This is a genomic window from Citrobacter tructae (assembly GCF_004684345.1).
Lineage (GTDB): Bacteria > Pseudomonadota > Gammaproteobacteria > Enterobacterales > Enterobacteriaceae > Citrobacter > Citrobacter tructae.
The window spans coordinates 1,303,766-1,326,509 of sequence record NZ_CP038469.1 but is presented as its reverse complement, the minus strand read 5'-3'; the positions used below and the strand labels follow the sequence as shown (position 1 = coordinate 1,326,509).

Annotated in this window: 21 protein-coding genes; 4 read left to right on the top strand and 17 right to left on the bottom strand. The window is 53.0% G+C overall.

Going from position 1 to position 22,744, the window contains the following annotated elements:
* The first annotated feature begins 89 nt into the window (after positions 1 to 89).
* Positions 90 to 344, top strand: coding sequence for a GlsB/YeaQ/YmgE family stress response membrane protein (locus tag E4Z61_RS06975; protein ID WP_135324900.1), 255 nt, complete (start codon positions 90 to 92; stop codon positions 342 to 344).
* A gap of 47 nt (positions 345 to 391) precedes the next feature.
* Here E4Z61_RS06975 and E4Z61_RS06970 read toward each other — a convergent pair whose 3' ends face one another.
* The 16 genes from E4Z61_RS06970 to E4Z61_RS23845 all read right to left on the bottom strand — a co-directional run bounded on the left by E4Z61_RS06970 (position 392) and on the right by E4Z61_RS23845 (position 18,917).
* Entirely contained in the window at positions 392 to 2,362 is a 1,971-nt protein-coding gene (locus E4Z61_RS06970; protein WP_135322132.1) for a TonB-dependent receptor plug domain-containing protein, read from the bottom strand.
* A 23-nt stretch (positions 2,363 to 2,385) separates the two neighbouring features.
* A complete protein-coding gene (gene modD, locus E4Z61_RS06965) occupies positions 2,386 to 3,243 on the bottom strand; it encodes a ModD protein (protein WP_135322131.1) in 858 nt (285 codons plus the stop codon).
* Positions 3,240 to 4,052, bottom strand: a complete 813-nt coding sequence (locus E4Z61_RS06960; RefSeq protein WP_135322130.1) for a class I SAM-dependent methyltransferase — start codon at positions 4,050 to 4,052, stop codon at positions 3,240 to 3,242. The genes modD and E4Z61_RS06960 overlap by 4 nt, the downstream gene beginning before the upstream one ends.
* Positions 4,053 to 4,061: 9 nt before the next feature.
* Entirely contained in the window at positions 4,062 to 4,823 is a 762-nt protein-coding gene (locus tag E4Z61_RS06955; RefSeq protein ID WP_135322129.1) for an ABC transporter ATP-binding protein, read from the bottom strand.
* Positions 4,820 to 5,806: a FecCD family ABC transporter permease gene (locus E4Z61_RS06950; RefSeq protein ID WP_135322128.1), complete on the bottom strand. Its 987-nt coding sequence runs from the start codon at positions 5,804 to 5,806 to the stop codon at positions 4,820 to 4,822. The genes E4Z61_RS06955 and E4Z61_RS06950 overlap by 4 nt, the downstream gene beginning before the upstream one ends.
* Positions 5,806 to 6,828 (bottom strand): ABC transporter substrate-binding protein, encoded by a 1,023-nt coding sequence (locus E4Z61_RS06945; protein ID WP_135322127.1) that lies wholly within the window; start codon positions 6,826 to 6,828, stop codon positions 5,806 to 5,808. The genes E4Z61_RS06950 and E4Z61_RS06945 overlap by 1 nt, the downstream gene beginning before the upstream one ends.
* 208 nt (positions 6,829 to 7,036) lie before the next feature.
* Positions 7,037 to 8,749 carry an alpha,alpha-trehalase gene (locus tag E4Z61_RS06940; RefSeq protein WP_135322126.1) on the bottom strand — a complete coding sequence of 571 codons (1,713 nt, stop codon included), beginning with the start codon at positions 8,747 to 8,749 and terminating at the stop codon, positions 7,037 to 7,039.
* 173 nt (positions 8,750 to 8,922) lie between these two features.
* Positions 8,923 to 10,353, bottom strand: coding sequence for a dihydroxyacetone kinase phosphoryl donor subunit DhaM (gene dhaM / locus E4Z61_RS06935; protein WP_135322125.1), 1,431 nt, complete (start codon positions 10,351 to 10,353; stop codon positions 8,923 to 8,925).
* A gap of 10 nt (positions 10,354 to 10,363) precedes the next feature.
* Positions 10,364 to 10,996, bottom strand: coding sequence for a dihydroxyacetone kinase subunit DhaL (gene dhaL, locus E4Z61_RS06930; protein ID WP_135322124.1), 633 nt, complete (start codon positions 10,994 to 10,996; stop codon positions 10,364 to 10,366).
* Positions 10,997 to 11,007: 11 nt separating this feature from the next.
* A complete protein-coding gene (gene dhaK, locus E4Z61_RS06925) occupies positions 11,008 to 12,078 on the bottom strand; it encodes a dihydroxyacetone kinase subunit DhaK (protein ID WP_135322123.1) in 1,071 nt (356 codons plus the stop codon).
* A gap of 328 nt (positions 12,079 to 12,406) precedes the next feature.
* Entirely contained in the window at positions 12,407 to 13,681 is a 1,275-nt protein-coding gene (locus E4Z61_RS06920) for a Glu/Leu/Phe/Val family dehydrogenase (RefSeq protein ID WP_135322122.1), read from the bottom strand.
* Positions 13,682 to 14,004: 323 nt separating this feature from the next.
* Positions 14,005 to 14,973, bottom strand: coding sequence for a Csu type fimbrial protein (locus E4Z61_RS06915; RefSeq protein ID WP_135322121.1), 969 nt, complete (start codon positions 14,971 to 14,973; stop codon positions 14,005 to 14,007).
* A gap of 13 nt (positions 14,974 to 14,986) precedes the next feature.
* Positions 14,987 to 17,260, bottom strand: coding sequence for a fimbria/pilus outer membrane usher protein (locus E4Z61_RS06910; protein ID WP_135324899.1), 2,274 nt, complete (start codon positions 17,258 to 17,260; stop codon positions 14,987 to 14,989).
* 55 nt (positions 17,261 to 17,315) lie between these two features.
* Positions 17,316 to 18,035: a fimbrial biogenesis chaperone gene (locus E4Z61_RS06905; protein WP_135322120.1), complete on the bottom strand. Its 720-nt coding sequence runs from the start codon at positions 18,033 to 18,035 to the stop codon at positions 17,316 to 17,318.
* A 14-nt stretch (positions 18,036 to 18,049) separates the two neighbouring features.
* On the bottom strand, positions 18,050 to 18,580 hold the full coding sequence (locus E4Z61_RS06900) for a Csu type fimbrial protein (protein WP_135322119.1): 531 nt from the start codon (positions 18,578 to 18,580) through the stop codon (positions 18,050 to 18,052).
* 196 nt (positions 18,581 to 18,776) lie between these two features.
* Entirely contained in the window at positions 18,777 to 18,917 is a 141-nt protein-coding gene (locus E4Z61_RS23845) for a hypothetical protein (protein ID WP_167817531.1), read from the bottom strand.
* A 200-nt stretch (positions 18,918 to 19,117) separates the two neighbouring features.
* Between E4Z61_RS23845 and E4Z61_RS06895 the strand changes: the two genes are divergently transcribed.
* From E4Z61_RS06895 to E4Z61_RS06885, 3 genes are all read left to right on the top strand, one after another.
* The gene (locus E4Z61_RS06895; protein WP_135322118.1) at positions 19,118 to 19,621 is read left to right on the top strand and encodes a hypothetical protein; all 504 of its coding nucleotides are present in this window, start codon (positions 19,118 to 19,120) and stop codon (positions 19,619 to 19,621) included.
* A gap of 317 nt (positions 19,622 to 19,938) precedes the next feature.
* Positions 19,939 to 20,652 carry a response regulator transcription factor gene (locus tag E4Z61_RS06890; RefSeq protein WP_135322117.1) on the top strand — a complete coding sequence of 238 codons (714 nt, stop codon included), beginning with the start codon at positions 19,939 to 19,941 and terminating at the stop codon, positions 20,650 to 20,652.
* 2 nt (positions 20,653 to 20,654) lie between these two features.
* Positions 20,655 to 22,121, top strand: coding sequence for a sensor histidine kinase (locus E4Z61_RS06885; protein ID WP_135322116.1), 1,467 nt, complete (start codon positions 20,655 to 20,657; stop codon positions 22,119 to 22,121).
* Positions 22,122 to 22,293: 172 nt separating this feature from the next.
* Here the strand turns inward: E4Z61_RS06885 and E4Z61_RS06880 are convergent, their stop codons facing one another.
* Positions 22,294 to 22,716 carry a hypothetical protein gene (locus tag E4Z61_RS06880; protein ID WP_205746885.1) on the bottom strand — a complete coding sequence of 141 codons (423 nt, stop codon included), beginning with the start codon at positions 22,714 to 22,716 and terminating at the stop codon, positions 22,294 to 22,296.
* Between the last annotated feature and the right edge of the window lie 28 nt (positions 22,717 to 22,744).

Here is a 22,744-nt window from a genome sequence, read left to right as displayed (position 1 = left end):
AGGAAAACACCGTGCAACGGCTTGCCTATACTTAAGGTGCTGGCGCAGGAATGGCTTGCGCGTGCATTCACTGGAAAGAGGGCCTGAAAATGGGAATTATTACCTGGATTATTTTTGGTCTGATTGCGGGCGTTATCGCCAAACTGATTATGCCGGGGCGTGATGGCGGTGGATTTATTCTGACCTGTATTCTCGGTATTGTCGGGGCCGTGGTCGGCGGATGGCTGGCAACCATGTTTGGTATTGGCGGTGATATCAGCGGGTTTAATCTGCACAGTTTCCTGGTGGCCGTCGTCGGCGCGATTCTCGTGCTGGGCATTTTCCGGCTGGTGCGGCGAGATTAACAGAACGGCCCCTGCGGGGGCCGTTTACTTCTCTGGATGGCGATACGTTAGAATGTATACTCAACCCCTGCCCAGAAATTACGGCCTTCTTCGATAAATCCTTCGCTATACACATACTGCGTATCGAACAGGTTATTGACCGACGCGTTCACGCTAAACCCGTGGCCGATGGCGTAGTCCGCGCGGAGATGGGTAATGGCAAATCCGGCCGCTTTCTGTGAGCCGTCGGTATTGCTGTAGCTTGACGAGCGAGCCTCTTCAGACAGCGTAATGCTGAGTGGATCCCTCGGTTTCAGCGTCATCCAGGCGGTGAGGGTTTGCGTTGGCAGGTCGGTCGTTTTGCCAATGTCGCTGCGTTTGACGTCCGCATGGATAAGACCATAACTCAGTCCCACGTCCAGCATATCGAAGACCTTGCCTTTAACGCCTGCATCCAGTCCGGTGTAGTCCACCCGACCGCTGTTTTGGTTCTGGATCGTGTCGGCGTCAATATTGTGCGACAGGATCGCATCGGTAATACGGTTGTAATACACGCTGGCTTCGAATCCCCAATCCTTGCTGAGTGAGCTGTTCCAGGTGAGGTCAACGCTGCGGGCGCGCTCTGGTTTTAGCTGTGGGTTAACCAGTGCGACCTGGTTATAGGCCGGTTTTGAAGTGGTGTAACGCTCTTTCAACGTCGGGAAACGCGTTCTGTCAGAGTAGGACAGCGCCAGCGTGTCGGTATTGTCAAAGTGGTATTTGGTCATCACCTGCCAGTTAAAGGCCGACTGATGGTTGTCGTCATAGTGGGTAACGCTGCCATTTTTCTCGTGCTTCATTCCCTCCAGGCTGTCGCGCCAATCGTAGCTTATCCCTGCCACCACATCGACATTGTCCGCAGCCGCCCACTGGTATTCGCTGGCGACAGACCATGTCCGGTCTTCATAACGATCGTAAGCTGCATTCGGCGCGCCTTTTTCGCGATGAACATCGTCTTTCCAGTTCACGGCGAAAGAGAGCAGATCGTTTTCACGCATATCGGCGGCGAGCTGCAATCCCGCACCGTCGCTGTAGTCAGAATAATGACTATAGCTGCCTTTCTTATTTTTCAGATCGGCCAGCGAGTTGTACATCATCAGCGTATTTTCAAAGGTGTCGCGATACAGCCGACTTTTCAGGGTAAAGCGATCGCCCAGATGTGTGGTGCCCTGATAGTAATAACTCTCTTTATCGTACTGCGGCCATTGCCAGTAGCGCGATTTCTGACTGCTGGTTCCGGCGTACGGCGGGTTATCCTTTTCGCCGTCCTGATTAATGTAGGTGAGGACATATTCATCGTCGCCGCGTGGAGTGAATCCCAGCTTGATGATGCCGCGTTTATCATCGGCGGAGGAGTTGATCATCTTGCCGTTGCTGCCGGCCACCGGATTATCCACACCGTGTGGTAATCCGAGGAAATCCTGCTTTAGCTGGCTACCGCTGAGCTGGATGTAGCCGAGATCGTTGCTGGCGCCAAAAGACGCATGCATATCATGGGCGTTGTCTTTGCTACGACTCCAGCCCTGCCGATAGCCAATGCTGCCCTCAATCGCTTTGCTGGGTTTTTTTGTGGTGATGTTGATTGCGCCGCCCATCTGGTTTGGACCTTGCAATAACGATGAATAGCCTTTGGAGACTTCAACCGAGGCGATGTCGGAGGTGAGAAAACGGCCTAAATCAAGATTACCGTCGTAGGGGATATACACCGGAACACCGTCGAAAAAGACCGGCACCTGGCGACTGTCAAACCCGCGCACTTTGACCTGTTGCTCATTACGGTTGCCGGATTTTTGCAGCACCACGCCGGGGACTACGCTCAGCGCCTGGGCGACGTTTTGTTTATCCAGTTTTTGTATTGTTTCCTGGCCAAGAACCGTGGTGGTTGCGGCGGAGGCCGGGCTTGACCAGACGGTCATGGTTTCGCTTTCCTGCCCAGCAAAAGCACTCTGCGCGAAAGCAAGCGACAGCGCTGTGTAAAGACAACTGTTGGTGAAATTCATTATTTTTAGTCCATTTAAGAATATTAAATACCGTGTGCATCCGGGCTCAGGGTGACTTTGATATCCGCAGGTGGTGCGTAATAAGGCGCGGAGGTGATAAAGAGTCTGATGCCGCAGTCGAGATAACTTGCCAGCGAAGCGAGGGTAATGCCGCCAGTCAGTGCCAGTGTGCAATGTGGGGCCAGAGAGGGCGCCTGGCGGGCGATATCTGCCGCCTGCTCAGGGGTAAATTTGTCGAGTTGCAGCACATCGGGCGCGGCGCGTAGCGCCGCCAATGCCTCATCTGGCGTATCCGCTTCGACGACAATCTTTTTTTCCGGCGCATGGTGTCGCAACTGCGCGATGGCACCCGCCCAATCGTGCTGGTCAGTGAGAAAACGACGGTGATTAGCAAACAGCAGTACCGTTTCGGCGCATCCTCCCCGATGGATAATGCCCCCGGCGGCGAGTATTGCCTGAGTCGCCAGCATACGCGTGCCGGGAATGGCTTTGCGGGTACAGGCAATCTGCGCATCAGGGTAGCGGCTGCGGGTAACGCTTAGCATCGCGTCGAGATAGTGTGAGATGCCGCAGCTCCACTCCAGCACATTCTGGACCGCCTTCCAGCCCTGATGCAGCGCTGCCGCGTTGCCGCGGGCACGAATGAGTAACTGTTCAGCGACCGCGTGTTCGCCATCAGACAGCTGTTCAGTGACGGTCAAACCTAATGAATGCAGCATTTGTCTGGCGACAGCTATGCCGCTCACGCATCCTCCCTGGCGATGGTAAAACGTGATGACTCCTGGTTGTGCGCCAATACCCAGCGCCCGGGTGGTCAGATCGCCACCCTGAATATCTTCCTGCAGTAGCGCATCAGTTTGCGCTTGCGAAAAGTAGATCATTGCAGTACCTCCCGCGGCACGCTGTCCCACCAGATCAGCGCCCAGTCGCGGCTGGCGGGCGCAATGGTGCGGGGGTCCTGCTGTTGATACCAGTGCTCCAGACGTTCAGTCTCGTCGGTACTGAGCTCGCCCATGCTCCAGCGTACGTTTTCCAGAAAACGTGTCCAGGAGCTGTTGTCCTGCTGACAGTTTGGTCCGCGGATGAAATCAACGTGGGCATGGATGCCCATCTGATACAGGACATTCAGCGCATATATGTAGTTGGGAAGTTCAATCACCTCACGACCCAGCGCGCGCTGAATGGTAGGGGAGACAAATGAAGAATTGACAAGATGGGTGGTGTATACCCGCAGCCGTGCCTGATTATTCAGTTTGGTCATAGCCTGACGCATGTCGGCAACCAGCGTGGAGCGTGAGGCGACGGCGATATCACACTGAGGTAAATCGTCCCAGTGTTCTTCCCAGGCTCGCTGGACCCAGCGTATGTGGTGGGCGTTCATTTGCCCGGCGCGGCGGGCGGCAACGCTCAGCATTCCCTGGCTGTAATCCACGCCGTAGATTATCGGTATCTTTTTGGCCAGCGCCAGCGCGACTGTACCGGGACCGCAGCCCATGTCAAACAGTGACTCCGCGCCTTTCAGGTCAATCTTTCCCAGTAGCTGAAGCAGGTAGCTGTCGGTTAATGTGGCGCAATTCTCGGCCATTTTTTCCGCACGTTTATCCCAGTGCTCCGGCTTTTTCTCGGTTCTGTTCGCCAGCTGTAACTGTTTACGGTAAAGATCGGCAAAATCAATGTCGTCAATGAGCATTATTATTCCTTAATTGTGTGAGCCAAAGAGATGGTGGGTAATTTGTGACGGTGTAACGCGATACAATGCAGCCAGTCGATCGGCGGCGAGCTGGTGTTCAGGAAGACCTTGCGACACCGCGCCGTCCGGTTCGACGCGTACCACGCTGTCGGCTATGGCTCGCGCATGCAGAGGATGGTGGGTCGACATCAGCAAGGCCATGCCGGAATCTTTTAGGGTAACCAGCGTGTCGAGCAAACGGATCTGATGACCAAAATCGAGGCTGGATGCTGGTTCATCCAGCAATAGCAGTCGCGGACGCTGTGCCAGCGCACGGGCAATCAACACCAGTTGGCGTTCCCCACCGCTCAGCGTGTTCCAGCGTCGATACGCTAGATGGCTAATTCCCAGCATTTCCAATGGTTGTAGAGCCGTTTCGCGCTCTCTGGCGCCGGGAACCGCAAATGCCGCCATTTGCGGGGCCAGTCCCATCATCACCATGTCGAGAACGGTGAAGGCAAACGCCCCATCATGCGCCTGCGGCACCCAGGCGATGGCGCGGGCGCGTTCATGTTCGCTGAGGTGATTTACCGCAACGCCATCCAGAAAAATGTTGCCCTGTAAGAGTGGGTGAATGCCAAGAAGGGTGCGCATCAGCGTCGTTTTTCCGCTGCCGTTTGCGCCAAGCAGGCAGCAAATGGACCCTTCGCTTACACTGAACGAAACGTTGTGTAATAGGGGCTGACGGACGTGGTATCCCAGAGAGGCGTGTTGCACGGTCAGCAGCGTCATGAACGGCCCCCCCGCAGCAGCAGGAGCAAGAAGAACGGCGCACCAATAAATGCGGTCAGGATCCCCAGAGGGATTTCCGTGCTACTTAGCGTGCGCGCGAGGGTATCGGTCAGCAGCAGCAATATGGCCCCGATGCCCATTGAAACCGGCAGCAGTTGCTGATGATTGTTACCGCTGAGCAGTCGGCCAATATGCGGCACCACTAATCCGATCCAACCGATAATCCCTGCAATAGCAACGGTACAGGCGGTAATCAGCGTAGCGCAGACAATCAGTCCCAGCCGCAGTCGGGACACGTTGATGCCCAGCGAGCGGGCTTCATCATCTGACAGCGTAAGCAAATTCATGCGCCAGCGCAGCAGCAACAGCGGGATCGAACCGGCCACAATCAGTGGGGCAGAGAACCAGAGATCGTGCGCCGTGATGGTGGATAAACCGCCGAGCAGCCAGAAGGTAATTGATGGTAGCTGGGTATACGGGTCGGCCAGCGTTTTGATCAGCGAAATGCCCGCGCCGCACACCGTGCCCAACGCAATGCCGACCAGTACCAGCGTTAAAACCGGATCGTGACGTTTCACCCGGCGGGTAATCAGCCACACGCCCGCGACCACCAGCAGGCCGCCGACAAACGCATACAGCTGAATAAACAGGATCGGCAAACCCAGCAGGATGGCCGAGCAGGCACCTAAACCGGCGCCCGCGGCCACGCCGAGAATGTCCGGTGAAACCAGCGGGTTACGGAACATGCCTTGATAGGTGGTTCCGGCTCCTGCCAGCGCGGCGCCCAGCAGTAGTGCAGCCAGAATGCGCGGCAAACGAATTTGCCAGAAGACAATTTTATCCTGCGCTAACACGCTATCCTGACCGGTAATAAGCGCCATGACGTGTTGCGCATCCAGTCGATACGCGCCGGAAATTGCGGCGACCATCACGCACACTACGATGGCTGCTGTCAGCAGAATACTGAGGGTGGAGGTTCTCATCAGGCCGCCACCAGCTTTTGATACTGGGAATCGCTTAGCGTGGTATGCCAGAACAATTCAGCGTAGCACTGCATATCGGCTTTAAAGCAAGCCTCAACTTGTGGATCGAGCCAGGCGTGCAGGCGGCGTAACCCCAATAAGCGGTTGATACCAGGAGGTGCATCCAGCCAGCCAAATGGCAGGCCGCTGAGAAACAGAATACGTTTATCGGCAACGGCTTTAACCCCTTGCCAGACAGGATCTTCTCGCAGGTACTGCGCCGTCACCGCATCCTGAACCAGGATAATGTCAGGCTGCCAGTTCAGCAGGTTTTCCATTGACACCTGCGCCAGCCCCTGTCGACCAGTGATCTGCGCCACGTTGTGTAACCCCAGCAACTCTGCCGCTTCGGTATGCAAAGAACCTTGTAAACCAGTTTCCAGTCCTCGGGCACCGCGTGCGGCATAGAAACGCAGGTTGGCGGCGGCAGAGCGCGAGAAAACATCAGCTTCATCAATGAATCGCCGGGCAAGCTCGGCCTGCACGGTGGCTCGCGTTGTGGTTCCCAGCGCATTACCCGCCGCAGTCAACTGCGCCGGCGTTTGTCGAAGTTCACCGTTAATCAGTAGCCAGGGGATTTGTGTTTGTGCGTTGACCTGCCTTGCCTGAGAAAGCCAGGTTTCATCGGCATTGCCGCAGTCAACCACCAGGTCGGGTTTGAGCGCCAGTAGCGCTTCAAGTGAGAGCGTACTGGCGCGCCCCGCCAGCCTGCCCAGTTTCGGTAATGCCCGAATATCATCGTGGAACGGGATGGCGGTCTGGCGAGAGAAATCAAAGGAGGAAAGCCCCACCAGTTTTTCCGGCGCGACGGCCAGCAGCAGCATGTCAGCGGGTGCCCCCGCGCTGACCACGCGTTGGATTATATTCGGCCCTTGCGTGCCTCCAACGGTAACGGTTAGCGGCGTTTGAGCCAATGCGGGAAGATGGCGTAGCAGCAGTGCAGATGCCACAAGCTGGGCAAACATCCGTCTTGTCAGTGCCATTATCAGTGTCCTGAAGGTTACAAATTCGCTATATATTTACATATATATCGAATAAAAACATGTTCAGAATCAATTTCACACGGATGAAAACCCCGGATACCCCATAAGGGCTAGAGGGTATAGAGACAGCTTAAATGGCGAAAAATAAGACAGAAAAAATCCGCGGCATAGCGCGGATTCAGGGAGTAAAACGTCTCAGGTAATGACGTTAAGGCGTCGGTTGAGTCTGTTTTTTAGGCTCAGCTGGCGTTGTACTTGTCGGGGTCGGTCGTGATGCGGGTACGCTGTCACAGGGCTTTTCTTTGGCGCAAATCAGGTCGAGCATTTTCAGCGTTACGCCGTTGGTCCAGCCAAAACCGTCCTGTAACGGATATTCGCCACCGCCGCCACCGGTTCCTGTGCTGCTGACGTCATACTTTTCAACCAGCTTTTTCTCGCGGTCATAGGTATGCTGAACGTTGGTCAGGAATCGCCAGGTGACGTCCATGGCGACGTTATCCTGGCCGTAGTTGTGTAGGCCGGACGCCGCGACCCATTGTAGTGGCGCCCAGCCGTTGGGGGCATCCCACTGTTGACCGCTTTTTACCGACGTAGTAGCCAGACCGCCGGGTTGCAGCAGATGCGTCTGGGTCGCCGTTGCCACTTTGCTGGCGCGATCGTTGGCCGCCGCATTGACATACAGCGGGAACAGGGCGGCGGCGGTGAGCTGATTGCGTACTTTCTTACTTTTCAAATCGTAGTCGGCGTACCAACCTTCTTTGTCGTTCCATAGGTACGTTTCGATCCCTTTTTGCCGCGCATTGGCGAAGCCTTCGTACTGCGTGGCTTTAGCTTCATCGCCTGCGGCTTTGCTGCCAAGCGCGATCATTTTTTCCATCTTGTACAGCAGCGCATTGAGGTCGACAGGGACGATACTGGTGGTGCGCAGGGTGCTTAACTGGTTCGGATTGTCCATCCAGCGCGAGCTGAAGTCCCAGCCCGAGGCGGCAGCCGAACGTAGATCGCGATAAATTTCGGTGGCCGGACGGTTCGGGTTGCTTTTGGCGGTGGCGATATCTTCAACCCAGGACTCGGGTCTTGGCGTATCGCGGTCATCCCAGTAGCGGTTTAAAACGGTGCCGTCAGCCAGTTTGACCACCCGTTTGTTCTGCTGGCCTGGCTGGAGCGTTTCGATGCCCTCCATCCAGTAGCTGTATTCTTTCTGCATCTGTGGCAGGTATTTTTTCAGCGCGTCATTGCCGTCGTGCTGTACCAGCAGTTCAACCATAAAGGCGAAGAACGGTGGCTGGGAGCGGCTCAAGTAATAGCTGCGGTTGCCATTAGGAATGTGTCCCCAGGCATCAATTTCGTAAGCGAAGTTCGCCACCATATCGGAAACTTTGTCCCAATGGTTGCTCTCGGCAAGCCCCAGCATGGTGAAATAGCTGTCCCAATAATATATTTCGCGAAAACGGCCGCCGGGTACGACATACGGTTCCGGCAGCGGCAGTAATGAATCCCACTTTTCGGCGTCAGTTGTTGAGCGCGTTAACACCGGCCACAGCCCATCGATGTGCTCGCGCAGCGACTGTCCGGCAGGCGGCACGTATTTCTCACCTTCTTTGGGCAGCGTAAAATTCACGCTGACAAAATGGCGTAAATCGAAGCCGGACTGGTTTTTCTGCATCCGGTAATCGGCAAGGATCATCAGCGGGTCGCTGTTGGGCACCGCGTCGGCAAAGGTTTTCTGATCTGGAAACAGTTTGGCGGTTTGCACATCATTAAACAGCGGGCCGAGCAGGATATCAGGGGATTGCGGGGTACTGGCTGGCTGTTCCTCGGCGTGGGTGCCGAATGAGGCAAGGGCGAAAAGGGTACTTGCGAGCGTCAATTTTATTGCAACAGAGAGTGGGCCAGTGCGGCGAATTGCTGGCGTTATCATCGGGTAATCTCCTTAGCGGCGTGCCGAAGTTGCGGCATTTACCATGAGAAAACCTTAGTTCAGGATCGACCATTGTGCGTTACAGAGCCCCCATTTTGCGAACAAACAGACATTTCCAGGCGTGTTTTGAAAGTTGCACGCCCCCTTTGCGCTAACAGGGCGTGCAGCAGCGTTTAACCGGCGTGGACGACTCGATGCGCCACGCAGTCGAGGGTCAGGGTGTCACCCATTTTGATGGTGTCAAGTGCCTCACCTTGCTGGCATACCCAGCCTATACCCATCTCGCGAGCAATGATCGCCGAATGGGAGGCCTCGCTGCCGGCCCGCAGACAGATACCTTTGATGGTCAGCGGATCCAACTGCAGTACGGTGGACGGGTAAATGACGTCCGCCACCAGAATTGTCGGGTGAATAAAGGTCGGGATTTGCGCAGGTATTCCGGCTAAATGCCGCAGTGTCCGGTACAGCAAATCGTCAATGTCGATATACCGCGCCTGCAAATAAGGATCGTCGAGCTGGAGATACTGCTGGCTCAGATCGCTCAGTACAGTGTGCCAGGCATATTCAGCGCAACACTGTTTTTCGCGCATTAACTCGCAGGCCATGTCATACAACTCGGCATCGTCCAGCAGCGTGTGGTGACCGGAGAAAATCGCGGCAATATCCGCTGAGTATTTCTCTTCGGCAAGCGCCGTCAAACCGCTCAAATCTTCCAGCGTATTGTGGATAGCCGCCTGTAACCGCTGCTGTTCGTGCTGCACATTGGTGGCAGGCGTCGGGGATACGTCTGCTGCGACCGGCATATAGCAAAAGGCCACTCCCGTTACCTGTACGGGGTCTGAGTTCGTGATGTCGCCAGCATGCGGTTGCTCAACGGATTCACCAAAATTCTCTGCAGCCAGCTGTTTGAACGCAGCCAGCGCGTCGTCGGCCTGTTCGCCTTTGGCAATTAAGCGCAGCGTGTCATTACAGCGCACTTGCAGCAGGGCGATTTGGTTCAGACTGTCAGGGACCACACACTTACCGTTTTTCTCAAGCAGCATCTCGGCGCGAAAGCCAGACAGCGTGGAGACCAGTCGTGACGCCGGGCGAACGTGGATGCCGTTGGGGTTTTTGACCACTACCGCAATCGAATGGGCCTCCGCATCGGCCGCGAGTGCTGACGGTGCGGTGGTGGTCGGGGACGACGAGGGTAAACCCAGTTGCTCATATTTGGCGTCGAGGGCGTTCATGGCATCGCGAATGACGCGGTCGATATCGGCACCCGCTGCGGCGCTGACCGTTGCGGCCAGCGTGCCTTCAACCAGCGGGGCTGCGCACAACCGCACCTTCGCGGCGATTGCCGGTTCAAGCAGCTCCAACGCGGTTTCCGCACTTAATAACGCGCTGCCAATATCCATCATCACTAGCACGTGATCCGCATCCGCGACGGACTCAATGGCTTCCATCACCTTAATCGGATCGGTGCCAATCGGGTTTTCGGGATCGTCAATGCCCGCGGCGATCGCCAGTTTGCACCCTTCGCCCATTAACATCTGTCGGGCTAACTCGCCGACGCCTGCGCCCAACTGAGCGCTATGAGACACAATAACCAGGTTTACCATCGCTTTATCCTTACTCTCTGGCTGCCTGAGCCAGCATTTGCATCATAAACATCACGGATGTTGCGCCGGGATCCTGATGCCCAATACTGCGCTCACCAAGGTAGCTGGCACGACCTTTACGCGCTTGCATGGTGATGGTGCTTTGCGCGGCGACTTCTGCTTGTTGACTCGCCGCCTCCAGTGCTGCCTGTACGCTCAGTTTTTGTTCGCAAGACTGACGTAGCGACTCGACCACCGGCACCCAGACATCGCACATGGTTTTGTCTCCAGGCTCGGCTTTACCCCGGCTAATCACGCCTTCTGCGCCATCGCGTATCATTTGATACAGCTCGTCCAGCGTCAGGCTTTGATGGGCCTGAGTGACCTGCGCGGCGCGGATGAAGAAGGTGCCGAACAGCGGACCGCTGGCGCCCCCAACGCTGGAGAGCAGCACCATCCCGGTGTTTTTCAAAATAAAACCGATGTCTTTATCCGCAATGGACGGTAGCTTTTCGACCACTTTACTGAAGCCGCGGTGCATATTCAGGCCATGGTCGGCGTCGCCAATTTCCCGATCAAGACCGGTCAGAAAATCACTTTCAGTGGTGAATATTTCACCACAGCGATAGAGCCAGTTAACAATTTGCGTTCTGTTGAGGGACATCATGAATCTCCTTATTTACCCCAGTTGAGAGCGGGGGTGTGAACCGGTGCATCCCAGAGGTTCAGTGTTTCATCATCGACCTTTAACAGGGTGATGGAGAAACCGGTCATATCCAGAGAGGTACAGTAAGAGCCGATCAGATTGCGTTCGATGATAATGCCCGCATCCTGACAGCGTCTTTCAAGACGGTTATAGACGCCGAACAGCTCGGACAGCGGCGTTGCGCCGAGATTATTGACCAGCGCAATGACACGGTCGCCTTGTTGCAGCGCTTGTTTGGTTTCTTTACCTTCCTGCCAGGCACCCTGGACGTTATCCCAGTGGCGCAGCGTGCGGCTGTAGTTACCGTTTTCCAGTAAAGTGTCGAACATTTCATCCACGGTCTGGTCGAGAGAAGAGAAGGCGCGGCGATCGATCCCTGGTTCCCCATGAATGCCGACGCCAAACTCCATTTCGTTATCCTGCAGCGTGAACGAGGGTTGTCCGGCGGCCGGTACGGTACAGGCACCGATGGCAATACCAATAGAGTGACCGAGGTTGTTCAGCTTGCGACCCAGCACGGCGCACGCTTCCAGCGAATCTCCCCGCTCGGCGGCCGCGCCAACCAGTTTTTCAATCAGCACAGTATTGGCTACGCCACGACGTCCGGCGGTATAAAGGCTGTCTTTTACCGCCACGTCGTCATCGACGACCATGGTCGTGACCTTGACGCCGCTTTCGTGTAACAGTTCGGTGGCGGTTTCGAAATTCAGAATGTCGCCAGTGTAATTTTTGATGATCAGCAGCACGCCTTCACCACCGTCAATTTGCATGGCGCATTCAAACATTTTATCCGGGGTTGGCGAGGTGAAAATCTCGCCTGGGCAGGCACCGGAGAGCATGCCCTGACCAATATAACCGCAGTGCATTGGCTCATGCCCGCTGCCGCCGCCGGAAAGTAGCGCCACTTTGCCCATCACCGGCGCGTCCGCGCGGGTGACATACACCGGGTCCTGATGCAGCGCCAGGGAAGGGTAGGCTTTTGCCAGCCCGGCGAGTTGTTCATTCAGTACGTCTTCAACACGGTTGATCAATTTTTTCATTTTTTATGCTCCGCAGACAGTCCTGAGATGGCTGCAAAAATCGGGCAGACATCTGATTGTAGGGTATCGGTTTTTACAGCGTCACGGCAACCTCTCGCTGCCGATAAGGTAATTTTGCACGAGGGGAGTCAAAATAAAATTGCCACATCGAGAGTTTCAATACGGAACATTATCACCGCCTGACGTTCCATATTGAAACGAAGTGGTGCATAAAACAGCGGAAATGAGAGGTCAGGCAATGTATATCGCAGAAAGCGAAGGTGCAGGGAATTGTTACAGCAAAACCACCTGCAGAGCAGGTGGTTTATTGACAAGGTAGAATCCGATCTTACCCCGGATAAATGCCACGGTCTTTACGAGCCAGCAGAATACGTTCACAGGCCACAATGTAAGCCGCAGTACGCAGAGAGCATGATTTCTCTGCGGCTTTTTCCCACACGTGGACCATCGCGTCGGTCATGATTTTATCCATACGCGCGTTGATCTCTTCTTCGCTCCAGAAGAAGCTCGCCATGTCCTGCACCCATTCGAAGTAGCTGACGGTGACGCCACCGGCGTTACACACGACGTCAGGCACGACAACGATGCCACGGCTCGCCAGAACGTCATCGGCGTCCGGGTAGGTCGGGCCGTTTGCACCTTCGAGCACCAGCTTACAAGTCAGCGTTTCCGCGCGATGACGGGTGATCTGACCTTCAAGCGCCGCCGGGATCAGAATGTCCATCTCCAGGCTCCAGAATGCTTCGCTGGCGATGGTTTCGGCACCCGGGAAACCGGCAATTTGTTTGTGCTCCAACTGCCAGGCGGTGAGGGCGTTCATATCGATCCCGGTCATGTTAAACAGGGTGGCGGTATGATCCTGAATTGCCACGACGCGTGCGCCAGCGCTGGCGAACAGGCGGGCTGCTTCACTACCCACGTTACCAAAACCCTGTACCGCCACGCGAGCGCCTTCAATGGTGATGTTGGCACGGCGCGCCACTTCCAGACCGCTGACGAAAACGCCGCGACCGGTGGCTTTATCACGGCCAAGAGAGCCGCCGAGGTGGATAGGTTTACCGGTGACCACGCTGGTCACGGTGGTGCCGTGGTTCATGGAATAAGTATCCATCATCCACGCCATGACTTTACCGTTAGTTCCGACATCCGGTGCAGGAATATCTTTCTGCGGTCCGATGATAATGCCAATTTCGCTGGTATAGCGGCGTGTCAAACGCTCCAGCTCGCCTTCAGACAGCGAGAACGGATCGACACGAACGCCACCTTTAGCGCCGCCGTACGGGAGGTTAAGCGCGGCACATTTAATGGTCATCCACGCAGAAAGGGCCATCACTTCATTAAGATCAACATCAGGATGATAACGCACACCGCCTTTACCAGGGCCTCGGGAGAGGTTGTGCTGCACGCGGTATCCTTCGAAATGACGGATAGTACCGTCATCCATTTGCACCGGGATATCGACAATCAGCGCGCGTTTTGGGTGACGCAGGGTATCCACCCAGTGGGAAAGTTCACCCAAGTACGGGGCCACACGCTCGATTTGTTGCAGGTAGGTATTCCAGGCAGATGTGTTGCTATCTGAAGCGTAAGATAACTTATCCATGATAAACCTTAGTTATAAAAAGTAATATGTTCTTAATTTCGCCGTGGTATACAGTGGATCTCACCATATAAACTTAAATTTAACATTTTTTTCAAATAACAGCCTGCCTTCAAGGCATGGTTTGTCACGTAGGCTGGCTTCACCCTTAGAATAAAAATGAATAATTATCCGGTTATAAGCTTGAAGTGTGGTGAAAATGGCAATAGTAAACCGATTAAAATGCATAATGTATAAGAATTGCTATTTGTCAGATTTATGACACACCTCTAAAAGTAAAAAATATGATAATAATTTGTATTTTACTTATTGCATTTGCGATGAGATCAGTAGGTCACGGAGATGGTCACGGTGTCGGCATAGTCGTCAGGGGTGAAATTGGCGCTGGGGACGGTGGCGTATACCGAAAAATCGGTGGGTAAACCTGTACCGTTGCCAGCCACGGTGTTGGGCGATGTGTTCCCCCAGACCGTGCCGGTGGGACCCGGCGTTGAACTCAACTGATACGGCACTTTATCCTGATTTGTCCCGGTTCCTTTCAACACACCATAACCTGCCGTATTACCGTTGGATGGTTGTAATCCAATGGTATAGGGGGTGCTATTGGTACAGGCGACGCCGAGCGTGCCTTTTGCCGTTACATTGCGATCGGTGGCCTTAGCGGCGCTAAAAGTAATGTTGTTGGCGTAGCTAATAGTGCACTGTTTTGTGACATTGGCTGAAACGGTGAAAGGCAGTCTGGCCGCAACGGTATCACCACAGTTAGTGGGCGGGAAAAGCAGACCGGGATTGAGTGTGACCAGCGCCGTCGCTGCCGTATAACTATCCTGATAGTTTCCCGGCACTGCGGTGGTCTGCGGGGCGGCGAGCTTCGCCGATACCGTCAGCGTGCCGGTCACCGGCGTCAGGTTGAGTAAGTTGAGTTGCACCATCGGGAAGGTGGTGCCCGACTGATACTGGCTCCCCCAGATTTTGCTGTACCCGGAATCTTGGTACAGTTGATAGGCCAGCGTTCTGGCAGGCGTGCCGCTTAATGACATTGTTCTGGTGCCGACCTGCCCGCTGACGCCGGAGATACCGATATTAAAGCATAGATTGATCCCCGCCAGCACATCGCCAAGCTCTTTGGCGCAGCTGTAGCTAAAGGTCATCGAGGACGTTGCGCCAGATGTCGATAGCGGATTCACCGTGCCAAAATTTACCGGCTGCACGTTGCTCACCGAACAGGTGACCGCATAGCCAACTCCCGGGCATCCGAATAATCCGCCAATCAGGACCAGATGTCTTAGCCGCATAAAAATACTCCTGTTATCGACATACCAGTGGGCCTATCTGCACGATACCTCGTGCTGAGTTGGGGTAGTCAAACGTCACGCTACAGGTACCGGTTTCCGTCTTTACGCGCAGGGCATTGTGTTTTTCCAGTGTGTCGAACCAGGTCATACCGTCAAACCCGACGAGGGACGACTGACCTTCGCCGGTGGTGGCGATGGCCACGCTGCCTTCAGGAATAGCCAGACCCTGTTCATCGACGAGGACCACCTGCGCGGCGCGTACGGGAGTGATGCCAAAACTGACCAGCGTGCCGGAACGGTCTGCAGGGGTGGCATTCGCCTCGACGCGGGCGATGCGCATATTGGCGGGCAGATCCATTGGGTCAATACTGATCTGGTTATTTTGATAGCTGTTCAGGGAGGTGACCAGCAGCAAGCCATTATCATCACTGGTGCCAATCACGTTGTTTTGTAGTTTGACCGGAACGTCCGGAATACCGTCCGTCGACACCACAGCAAAACCATTGTTGATTTCGCGCGCGGCAAACAGGCCACCACCCATCATCACTACAGAGCCGGTCGCGCCAGCATAGCCATAGTGGTTATCCGGTAACCGACTGAAGCCGGTGTAGGCTTTCCCGTAGCGGCCTAAATATCCCACTTCACCTTGACCACTTTGCCGGGATGCTTGCTGGCTGGCGGCCACGTTCCAGCCCCAGCCGCCGTCGGCAGGTGGCGTCTGGCTGGCATTGAGCTGATAACCCGTTTCATCATAGGTGCGTTGCACGGTGCTGCTGACGCTCAGGTTACTGCTGGTGGTTACGGTCAGCATCAGGTAGACACTGCGATCGCGGTCATCATCCACGTTCTGATTGAAACCTGCGTTAAGGGATACGTTGTCGGTGAGGGACTTGTACCAGCTGGCGTTGGCATAGCGCACTGCGCTTTCGTGCGGATAGCGAAACTGCAGGTAGCTCAGGCTGATATTCCCGGCTGACGCCAGCGAATAACCCACCACCGTATTGCTGCTCAGCGTCGGCGGTGGTTCGCCATAATGGGTCGCTACATCATGATAATCGCCGGAGGTGGCGGTGGTACTGGTGCTGAAATTAAATTTATCTCCGGACCAGCGATATCCCACGCTGTATAAAAAACCGTTTTTCCCGGCGTCCGCACTTGCTGCAAACGCTGTGGAGAGCGTTCCACTGCGGCTACCGGGGATCCAGTCGTTGCTGACACCGGCATTAATCAGCCCATCGCTGGCCTCGGCGTGCGCACCGGCGGTGAAGCTATTGCTGAATCCCCGCCGCCACGTACCGCTGAACACCGGGGCGCTGGCATAATCAAACGATGAGTAACCGTAGTTCTCTCGCACCACGCCAAGTTCGGCTGACCAGGATGTCAGGCCTTCGCGCAGCAGTTGTTGATCGTTGTAAAAAGAGAAATTTTGCACCGTCGTTCTGCCCAGTGCATCCGTCATCATCACCTGGCCGGTTCCCGCACCGCTGATATTGGGCATGGTGTTAATCTGAAAACTGCCCGCCGGGACTTCCCCGTTGTAATACCTGACCCCATCGACATACAGCTCTACGTTGGACGGCAATGTTGCGGAGCCGAGATACGCGGGAAGCGGTGTGGTTGGCATATACGGCTGCAAACCAAAATCGGTACCTATCTGAATGCCCCCGATGCGGGTTTGGCGGGATCCAGCGAGCGAACTGGTCAGCGTATCGCCCACGGTCAGCGCCAGCATATTTTGCGGGAACGATGAGCGCCAGCTGGTATCCAGCCGGTTAAAGGAATTATCCGCATCGGTTTCTGTGGAATACTGAGTAAGCTGAGTGGTACTTAGCACCCCTGACCCATTAAAAGCGCGCAGCTCGCTAAACGTATTCACACTGCTTTCATCGCCCTGTTCTGCGTAAATATCATAATTGAGTAACGCCCCGCGTGCTGACGAGACCATCGGGGCGGCTTCTGCTGGTGGGTTTAGCTGGGTGGTGGCAAGGTCGAGTTCACTCAGCGGCGCGGTAAGTGCCAGCGTTTGTAGTTGTTTGTTGTAGTCAACATGTAGTTGGGAAATATCGTTCAGAGCGACGGGATTAGTGACGCCCTCTGGCAGACGAAAACCCAGCGTGCGTAAAGTATTGGCACCGCCGTACAGTTTTTCGTTTTCATAGCCAAAATGAACCAGTCCGACGGTATTACCGTTTACGGTTACGTCGAGATAAAGATCGATGCCGGGCAGGGGGGAGTCGTCACGAATAACGCCATTTTTCATCGGGTTATTTATCTGTGCGTAAGCCATTCCCGATAGTAATGCCCCGCTAAGTAAGCCACATGTCACCACAAGCCAGGGCCAGTCAGAGATCGTGTACTGTTTTTTGGCCATTGACCGTGACTTCAACTTTACCGCCGTAATGAGTATCACTGGCAGACGGGGATATTATCCACCGCATCGTTGAACCGGGAAGAACGTAGCCTAACAGCCCTGGGCTAATCACTTTTTTCACACCATTACGCTGTACAAACGTGGCGGCTGATAACTGGGCATGGGCATTTCCCTGATTACTGACTTCCAGAAAGTTTTTGCCGTCACGCTGTTGTATCTTCCAGCGTAATTTGGCTGCCATGTCAGCCTGCGTTGTTGGTTGAATAAAGACGGGCACGGAATAACGCATCACAAATTGCAGTTTATTTTTTTCTAATTTCGCTGGCGGTAATTCATCAATGGATAAGCGATAGGCATCTTCGGTAGATGCTGATGGCGGCGCAGTTCGAATCACACGGATAAGTTGCCGTTCACCCGGAGCTAAGGCCAGCATTGGCGGGCTAATGACCAGTCCCTGAGAGGGTGACAGCTTGTCGCCGTCAGCGCCCTGATGCCAGTGAAAAACGCGCACTTGGGCATTAAGTACACTTTCACCTGCGTTGCTTAACCAGATACCGTCGGCGTTTTGCGTCGCCTGTAATGTTAAGGTGACTGGTGCTATCTGCAGCCCGCTTGCCGCCGCGATGTTGATGCTCATCGCTATTCCTGACAGGCACGCGAAGGCACACTGCACAGACAGTTTCAATGTCATTGGTCGTCCTGAAGTTAGTAGTTAACGTTAACCGTTACAATGTCGGCATAGTCATCAGGCGTGAAGTTGGCGCTCGGTGCGGTGGCATATACGGTGAAACTTTGTCCCAGCCCGGTTCCGGTCGACGCTACTCCATTTCCCACGCTTTCTGCGGTGGCCGTATTTCCCCACACCGGACCTGTTGCAGACGTTTGGTTCAGTTGGTACGGCACTTTATCTGTGTTCGTTGCCGAGTTTGCCACTGAGGACATCGCGCCTCTGCCAGTGGTATTCCCACCGTTAGCAACCGAAGGTGCCAGGCCAATAAAATAAGGCGTAGTCTTGGAGCAGTTAATGGAAATTGTGTTACTTGCCGATGTATTTGTCGCCGTGGCATTAACCGAACCCAGTGATATATTGGACCCTGAACCTGCGGTAACCGTACAGGCTTTTTGAATTGTCATCAGCACCTGAAATGTGCCGTTTGCGGTTGCAGCATCTGCCACAGGGATTATGGAAAAGGCGCTGCAACAAAGAATTAAGCGTGTGACTATAACTGGAGCCATATTCTTTACCTTTTTCAAATAACCACATTTTTTGCTTTAAAAAAACAATAATGTGATACAACAAGTCATGACTTAACCCTAGGATAAGTATTAGTCTTATGCCAGTTGGTCTAATGAATTTTACTTAGGAAAAAGGTGATGGTGTCGACAAAAAATAATACCAACGGGTGAGTATATGGTTTCTTTTTATATGCTACTAACGCGAGTGACTATGGGGTTTTTCACGAGGACGCACGATGTTTCGCCCCTCCGGGTTAGCCGTTTTACCTTTGAGGCTGTCGTTGCCGTGGGTATCTGCGAGGGTTTCATCGTCAGGCAGAATTTTGGCATGTTGCACGGTTATGATGCGAGCCTCTTCGACGCCACGATAACCCTCTCAAGCTCCTGTAGGTTATTTCATATGGCATCCTGTAGTGCTTAACTTGACATATTAGTTCTGATTGCTATTTCTTAATTAGGCAAAGTAGATGAATTCTGAAGGATATTATCTTTAAAGTCATTTTCCTTGTGGGTTTAAGCGAAACGGTGAGGTGGGGAGTGATAAATAAAAATCATACTATCGCTGGAGGGAAAGTCAGTTCGTGGTCTCTGAATGTTGAATCAATTTTGCGTAGTATAGGCTGCGCAATGTTATTGTGTGTTTTTTTCTCGGTGCTCGCCAACGTATTTTCTGAACGGTATGCCAGTCGGGTCATAAATGCAAATGAATCGAGCTTAGTCACATTAGATTATGAACAATTTGGTCGTCAGCAAATGCCATTTAAACTAAGGATATCTGTACCAGACGCGCATGCTGGACAATACAGGCTGCGTATCGGGGGGGACTTCAATAAGTATTATGATACCGAGAGTATCAGCCCGCAACCGGATGGCATCTACAGCCGTGGGGATGACCTGTATCTTGTATATAATGATATGAAAAATAAGGGAGAGTTTTCTATTAGCCTGTACGTCACCCCGGAAATACCTGGTGAAATGGTGAATTTCCTGCGGTTAAATGCTGGGCCTGAAATCCGCTTCCTGCAATTAATTTATCCTTAGATAGTCGGTATGGAAAGAGGGTGCAGCATTATTGCAGAATGCCCCCGCAACATCGATGTTTTCGTGGATTATACATATTACGTCTTATTTTTATCGTGTGTTGTTTGAGTTAATTTAAATTGTTTAATATTTTTAAGTGATTTAAAGTGAACGAGATTATTTTATATCCATTCCCGCTTTAGACATTTCATCTTTCGATGAAAGCATTATCAACAAAATTTGTTCCCCGATGCTTCCCGCAAAGTTAACTAAAATGTGACAACTTTCTGCCAGCTTGTTGTGTAGACTTTCAGTATCTGGATCGAGGGGACAATGAAGTGAATCAGGATAAGAAACTACTGATCGTAGAAGACGATGAAAACATCGCTGAGCTGTTGCAGTTACATCTTCGCGGTGAAGGTTTTACAGTCACTCATGCGGTAAATGGCACTATCGGTATGGCGTTACTTAACCAGGGCGGGTGGGATGCCCTGATCCTGGATCTGATGCTTCCTGGCGTTGACGGGCTCGAAATCTGCCGCCATGCCAGAACTATGACGCGTTATACGCCAATCATTATTATCAGTGCCCGGTCAGGAGAAACCCATCGTATTCTCGGGCTTGAACTGGGTGCTGACGATTACCTTGCTAAACCGTTCTCAATGCTTGAACTGGTTGCTCGTGTAAAGGCGCTTTTTCGCCGTCAGGAAGCGATGAGTAAAAACTTACGGCTGGATGCTGGCGTGCTGATTTTCGATGACCTCTCTATTGATCCGCTGGCCCGGGATGTTCAACTTAATCGTCATCCGGTTGAGTTGACGCCCAGAGAGTTTGATTTACTCTACTTTTTTGCCAGACATCCGGACACCGTCTTTTCGCGTTTGGATCTGCTAAAACAGGTCTGGGGATACGAACACGAAGGCTACGAGCATACGGTCAATACGCATATTAATCGCCTACGACTCAAGATTGAGGATAATCCAGCAGAACCAAATTTTATCCGTACCGTCTGGGGAAAAGGCTATAAATTCACCGTACAGCCACGCGAGTAATTATGCGAACTTATACTCTTTCACAACGTTTAACGTTGGTATTTGCACTCCTGTTTATTACTTCGTGTGCCCTGTTAGGTTGGCTGCAGGTGCGAACCAGTACTGAATACAGTAAGGCTGTTATTCAGCAACTTTCGTCGGGCCTTGCCGGGCATATCAACCAAAGTTATCCGCTGCTTGAACGTGATGGTCTTAATAAAGATTCAATGCGTAACTTGTTCGAAAATCTGATGGCCGTGAACCCCAGTGTAGAAGTTTATTTACTGGATAAAGATGGCAATATCATTGGTGATGCCGCACCGGAAGGGCGCATTAAACGTCAGCAGGTAGATTTACAGCCGATACAGTCAGCACTGAATAATCCTCATTACCCTATTTACGGCGACGATCCTCGTAGCCTCGATGCGAAGAAAGTGTTTAGCGTCTCGCCAATGCGCCAGGATGGGCAGATAAAAGGCTACTTATATGTGATTCTGCTGGGGGAAAATTACAACGCCTTAAACAGCAACGCGCAATTTGAAGCATTGTTGAAGATAGTCTTACTTTCCATCAGTCTTGTTGCGTTGTTGGGGATGGTGGTTGGTGCTCTCGCTTTGCGCTGGATAACCCGACCCTTGCGTGAACTGTCTTCTCAGGTCCATGCCCTGGAAACCGGGGGGATAGAAGAAATGCAGGCAATGGCGGCACAGCCCCGGCAAATTAATACCAGTAACGATGAAATTAGCCAGCTTCGTCAGGGGGTTATCTCCATGGCTCAGCGCATCTCAGAGCAATGGCATCGGCTTTCACAACAAGAGCAGTTACGACGTGAATTTATCGCCAACATTTCCCATGATCTGCGCACACCGTTGACTTCATTACACGGCTACCTTGAAAGCTTGTCCGTGATGTCAGCCAGCCTGAGTGAAGCAGATAAACAGCGCTATCTTAATATCGCCCTCGCGCAGAGCCAAAAAGTTGGCACACTTGCCCAGTCGTTGTTTGAGCTTGCTCGCCTGGAATATGGCGTGGTCAAACCTCAGAAAGAGACATTCTCGATAAGTGAACTGCTGCAGGATGTTTTTCAGAAATTCGAACTTTCCGCCCAGACCAAACAACTGGAGCTGTTGGCAGATATTCAACCTGGTCTGCCGCTTATTGACGCAGACCTGGGGATGATCGAACGTGTTCTTACCAATCTGCTGGATAATGCTATTCGTCATACTCCCGACAAAGGCGTGGTTGCTGTGCGTCTGTGGCGAGAAGCGGATAAAGTAATGGTGCAAATTAGCGACACTGGTCCTGGGATCCCGCAAGAATTGATGGAGGGGTTATTCATTCGTCCTTCGATTGCTAATAAGGCAGGCATCAGGGTAGGCGGGCTGGGGCTGATGATCGTGCGCCAGATGCTACAGCTACACGGTAGCGACATTGTATTGGTTGATACACCGAAATGCGGTGCCTGCTTTCGCTTTGGGTTAACGATCTGATAAACGTTTTTCAGTGGCGCGCAACCAGGAAGGCGATCGCTGAGTATAGAAAAGGGCCTGCTTGTCAGCAGGCCCTACGTTTGTTCAAGTTTAAAGCTGTTTTAAATCGAATAAATATGGACGTCAATGGTGAATATTATTTTAACTTATTGATGGTTCTATATAATTAATGTCAGTTTTCCTCCGTGATATCGGTAACTGTAACAATTAGTGTTCCTGAGTTATTCCTGTAAAACCCCACCACATCATTGGCACAGAGTTCAAGCATGCCTGCGGGAAGATCGGCAACAAAACTCTCACCATTGCCCACCCAGCGCCAATCTGACGTGCTAAATTTGCTTTTACTTCGAATCAGTAGTGCCATCCATGGTACTTCAGGAGCTCGTTTTGCCCATCCCATAAAATTTCGAATACCGCCGGGATGGTTATTACCGTTTGCATTTACTGGGTCATCATGAAAATCGACCCAACTTCCCGTAACAGTGAACCTGTATTTGTGTCCAGATACAATTTCTATGCGGGAGTCGTAACAGCAAGCATTTGCTGGTACCTTCAATTGAAATGTGTTTGGCATATTATTTTTACCGCTGCTCAAGTGAGCGTTCGCGATCCATCTCCTGTGC

Excerpts from the sequence above, each read along its gene's own strand:
- E4Z61_RS06910 (WP_135324899.1), bottom strand. The coding sequence starts at position 17,260 with ATGGCTTACGCACAGATAAATAACCCGATGAAAAATGGCGTTATTCGT.
- E4Z61_RS06900 (WP_135322119.1), bottom strand. The coding sequence starts at position 18,580 with ATGGCTCCAGTTATAGTCACACGCTTAATTCTTTGTTGCAGCGCCTTT.
- E4Z61_RS06970 (WP_135322132.1), bottom strand. The coding sequence starts at position 2,362 with ATGAATTTCACCAACAGTTGTCTTTACACAGCGCTGTCGCTTGCTTTC.
- modD (WP_135322131.1), bottom strand. The coding sequence starts at position 3,243 with ATGATCTACTTTTCGCAAGCGCAAACTGATGCGCTACTGCAGGAAGAT.
- E4Z61_RS06945 (WP_135322127.1), bottom strand. The coding sequence starts at position 6,828 with ATGGCACTGACAAGACGGATGTTTGCCCAGCTTGTGGCATCTGCACTG.
- E4Z61_RS06885 (WP_135322116.1), top strand. The coding sequence starts at position 20,655 with ATGCGAACTTATACTCTTTCACAACGTTTAACGTTGGTATTTGCACTC.
- E4Z61_RS06955 (WP_135322129.1), bottom strand. The coding sequence starts at position 4,823 with ATGACGCTGCTGACCGTGCAACACGCCTCTCTGGGATACCACGTCCGT.
- E4Z61_RS06915 (WP_135322121.1), bottom strand. The coding sequence starts at position 14,973 with ATGCGGCTAAGACATCTGGTCCTGATTGGCGGATTATTCGGATGCCCG.
- dhaM (WP_135322125.1), bottom strand. The coding sequence starts at position 10,353 with ATGGTAAACCTGGTTATTGTGTCTCATAGCGCTCAGTTGGGCGCAGGC.
- dhaK (WP_135322123.1), bottom strand. The coding sequence starts at position 12,078 with ATGAAAAAATTGATCAACCGTGTTGAAGACGTACTGAATGAACAACTC.
- E4Z61_RS06975 (WP_135324900.1), top strand. The coding sequence starts at position 90 with ATGGGAATTATTACCTGGATTATTTTTGGTCTGATTGCGGGCGTTATC.
- E4Z61_RS06950 (WP_135322128.1), bottom strand. The coding sequence starts at position 5,806 with ATGAGAACCTCCACCCTCAGTATTCTGCTGACAGCAGCCATCGTAGTG.
- E4Z61_RS06905 (WP_135322120.1), bottom strand. The coding sequence starts at position 18,035 with ATGACATTGAAACTGTCTGTGCAGTGTGCCTTCGCGTGCCTGTCAGGA.
- dhaL (WP_135322124.1), bottom strand. The coding sequence starts at position 10,996 with ATGTCCCTCAACAGAACGCAAATTGTTAACTGGCTCTATCGCTGTGGT.
- E4Z61_RS06960 (WP_135322130.1), bottom strand. The coding sequence starts at position 4,052 with ATGCTCATTGACGACATTGATTTTGCCGATCTTTACCGTAAACAGTTA.
- E4Z61_RS06920 (WP_135322122.1), bottom strand. The coding sequence starts at position 13,681 with ATGGATAAGTTATCTTACGCTTCAGATAGCAACACATCTGCCTGGAAT.
- E4Z61_RS06940 (WP_135322126.1), bottom strand. The coding sequence starts at position 8,749 with ATGATAACGCCAGCAATTCGCCGCACTGGCCCACTCTCTGTTGCAATA.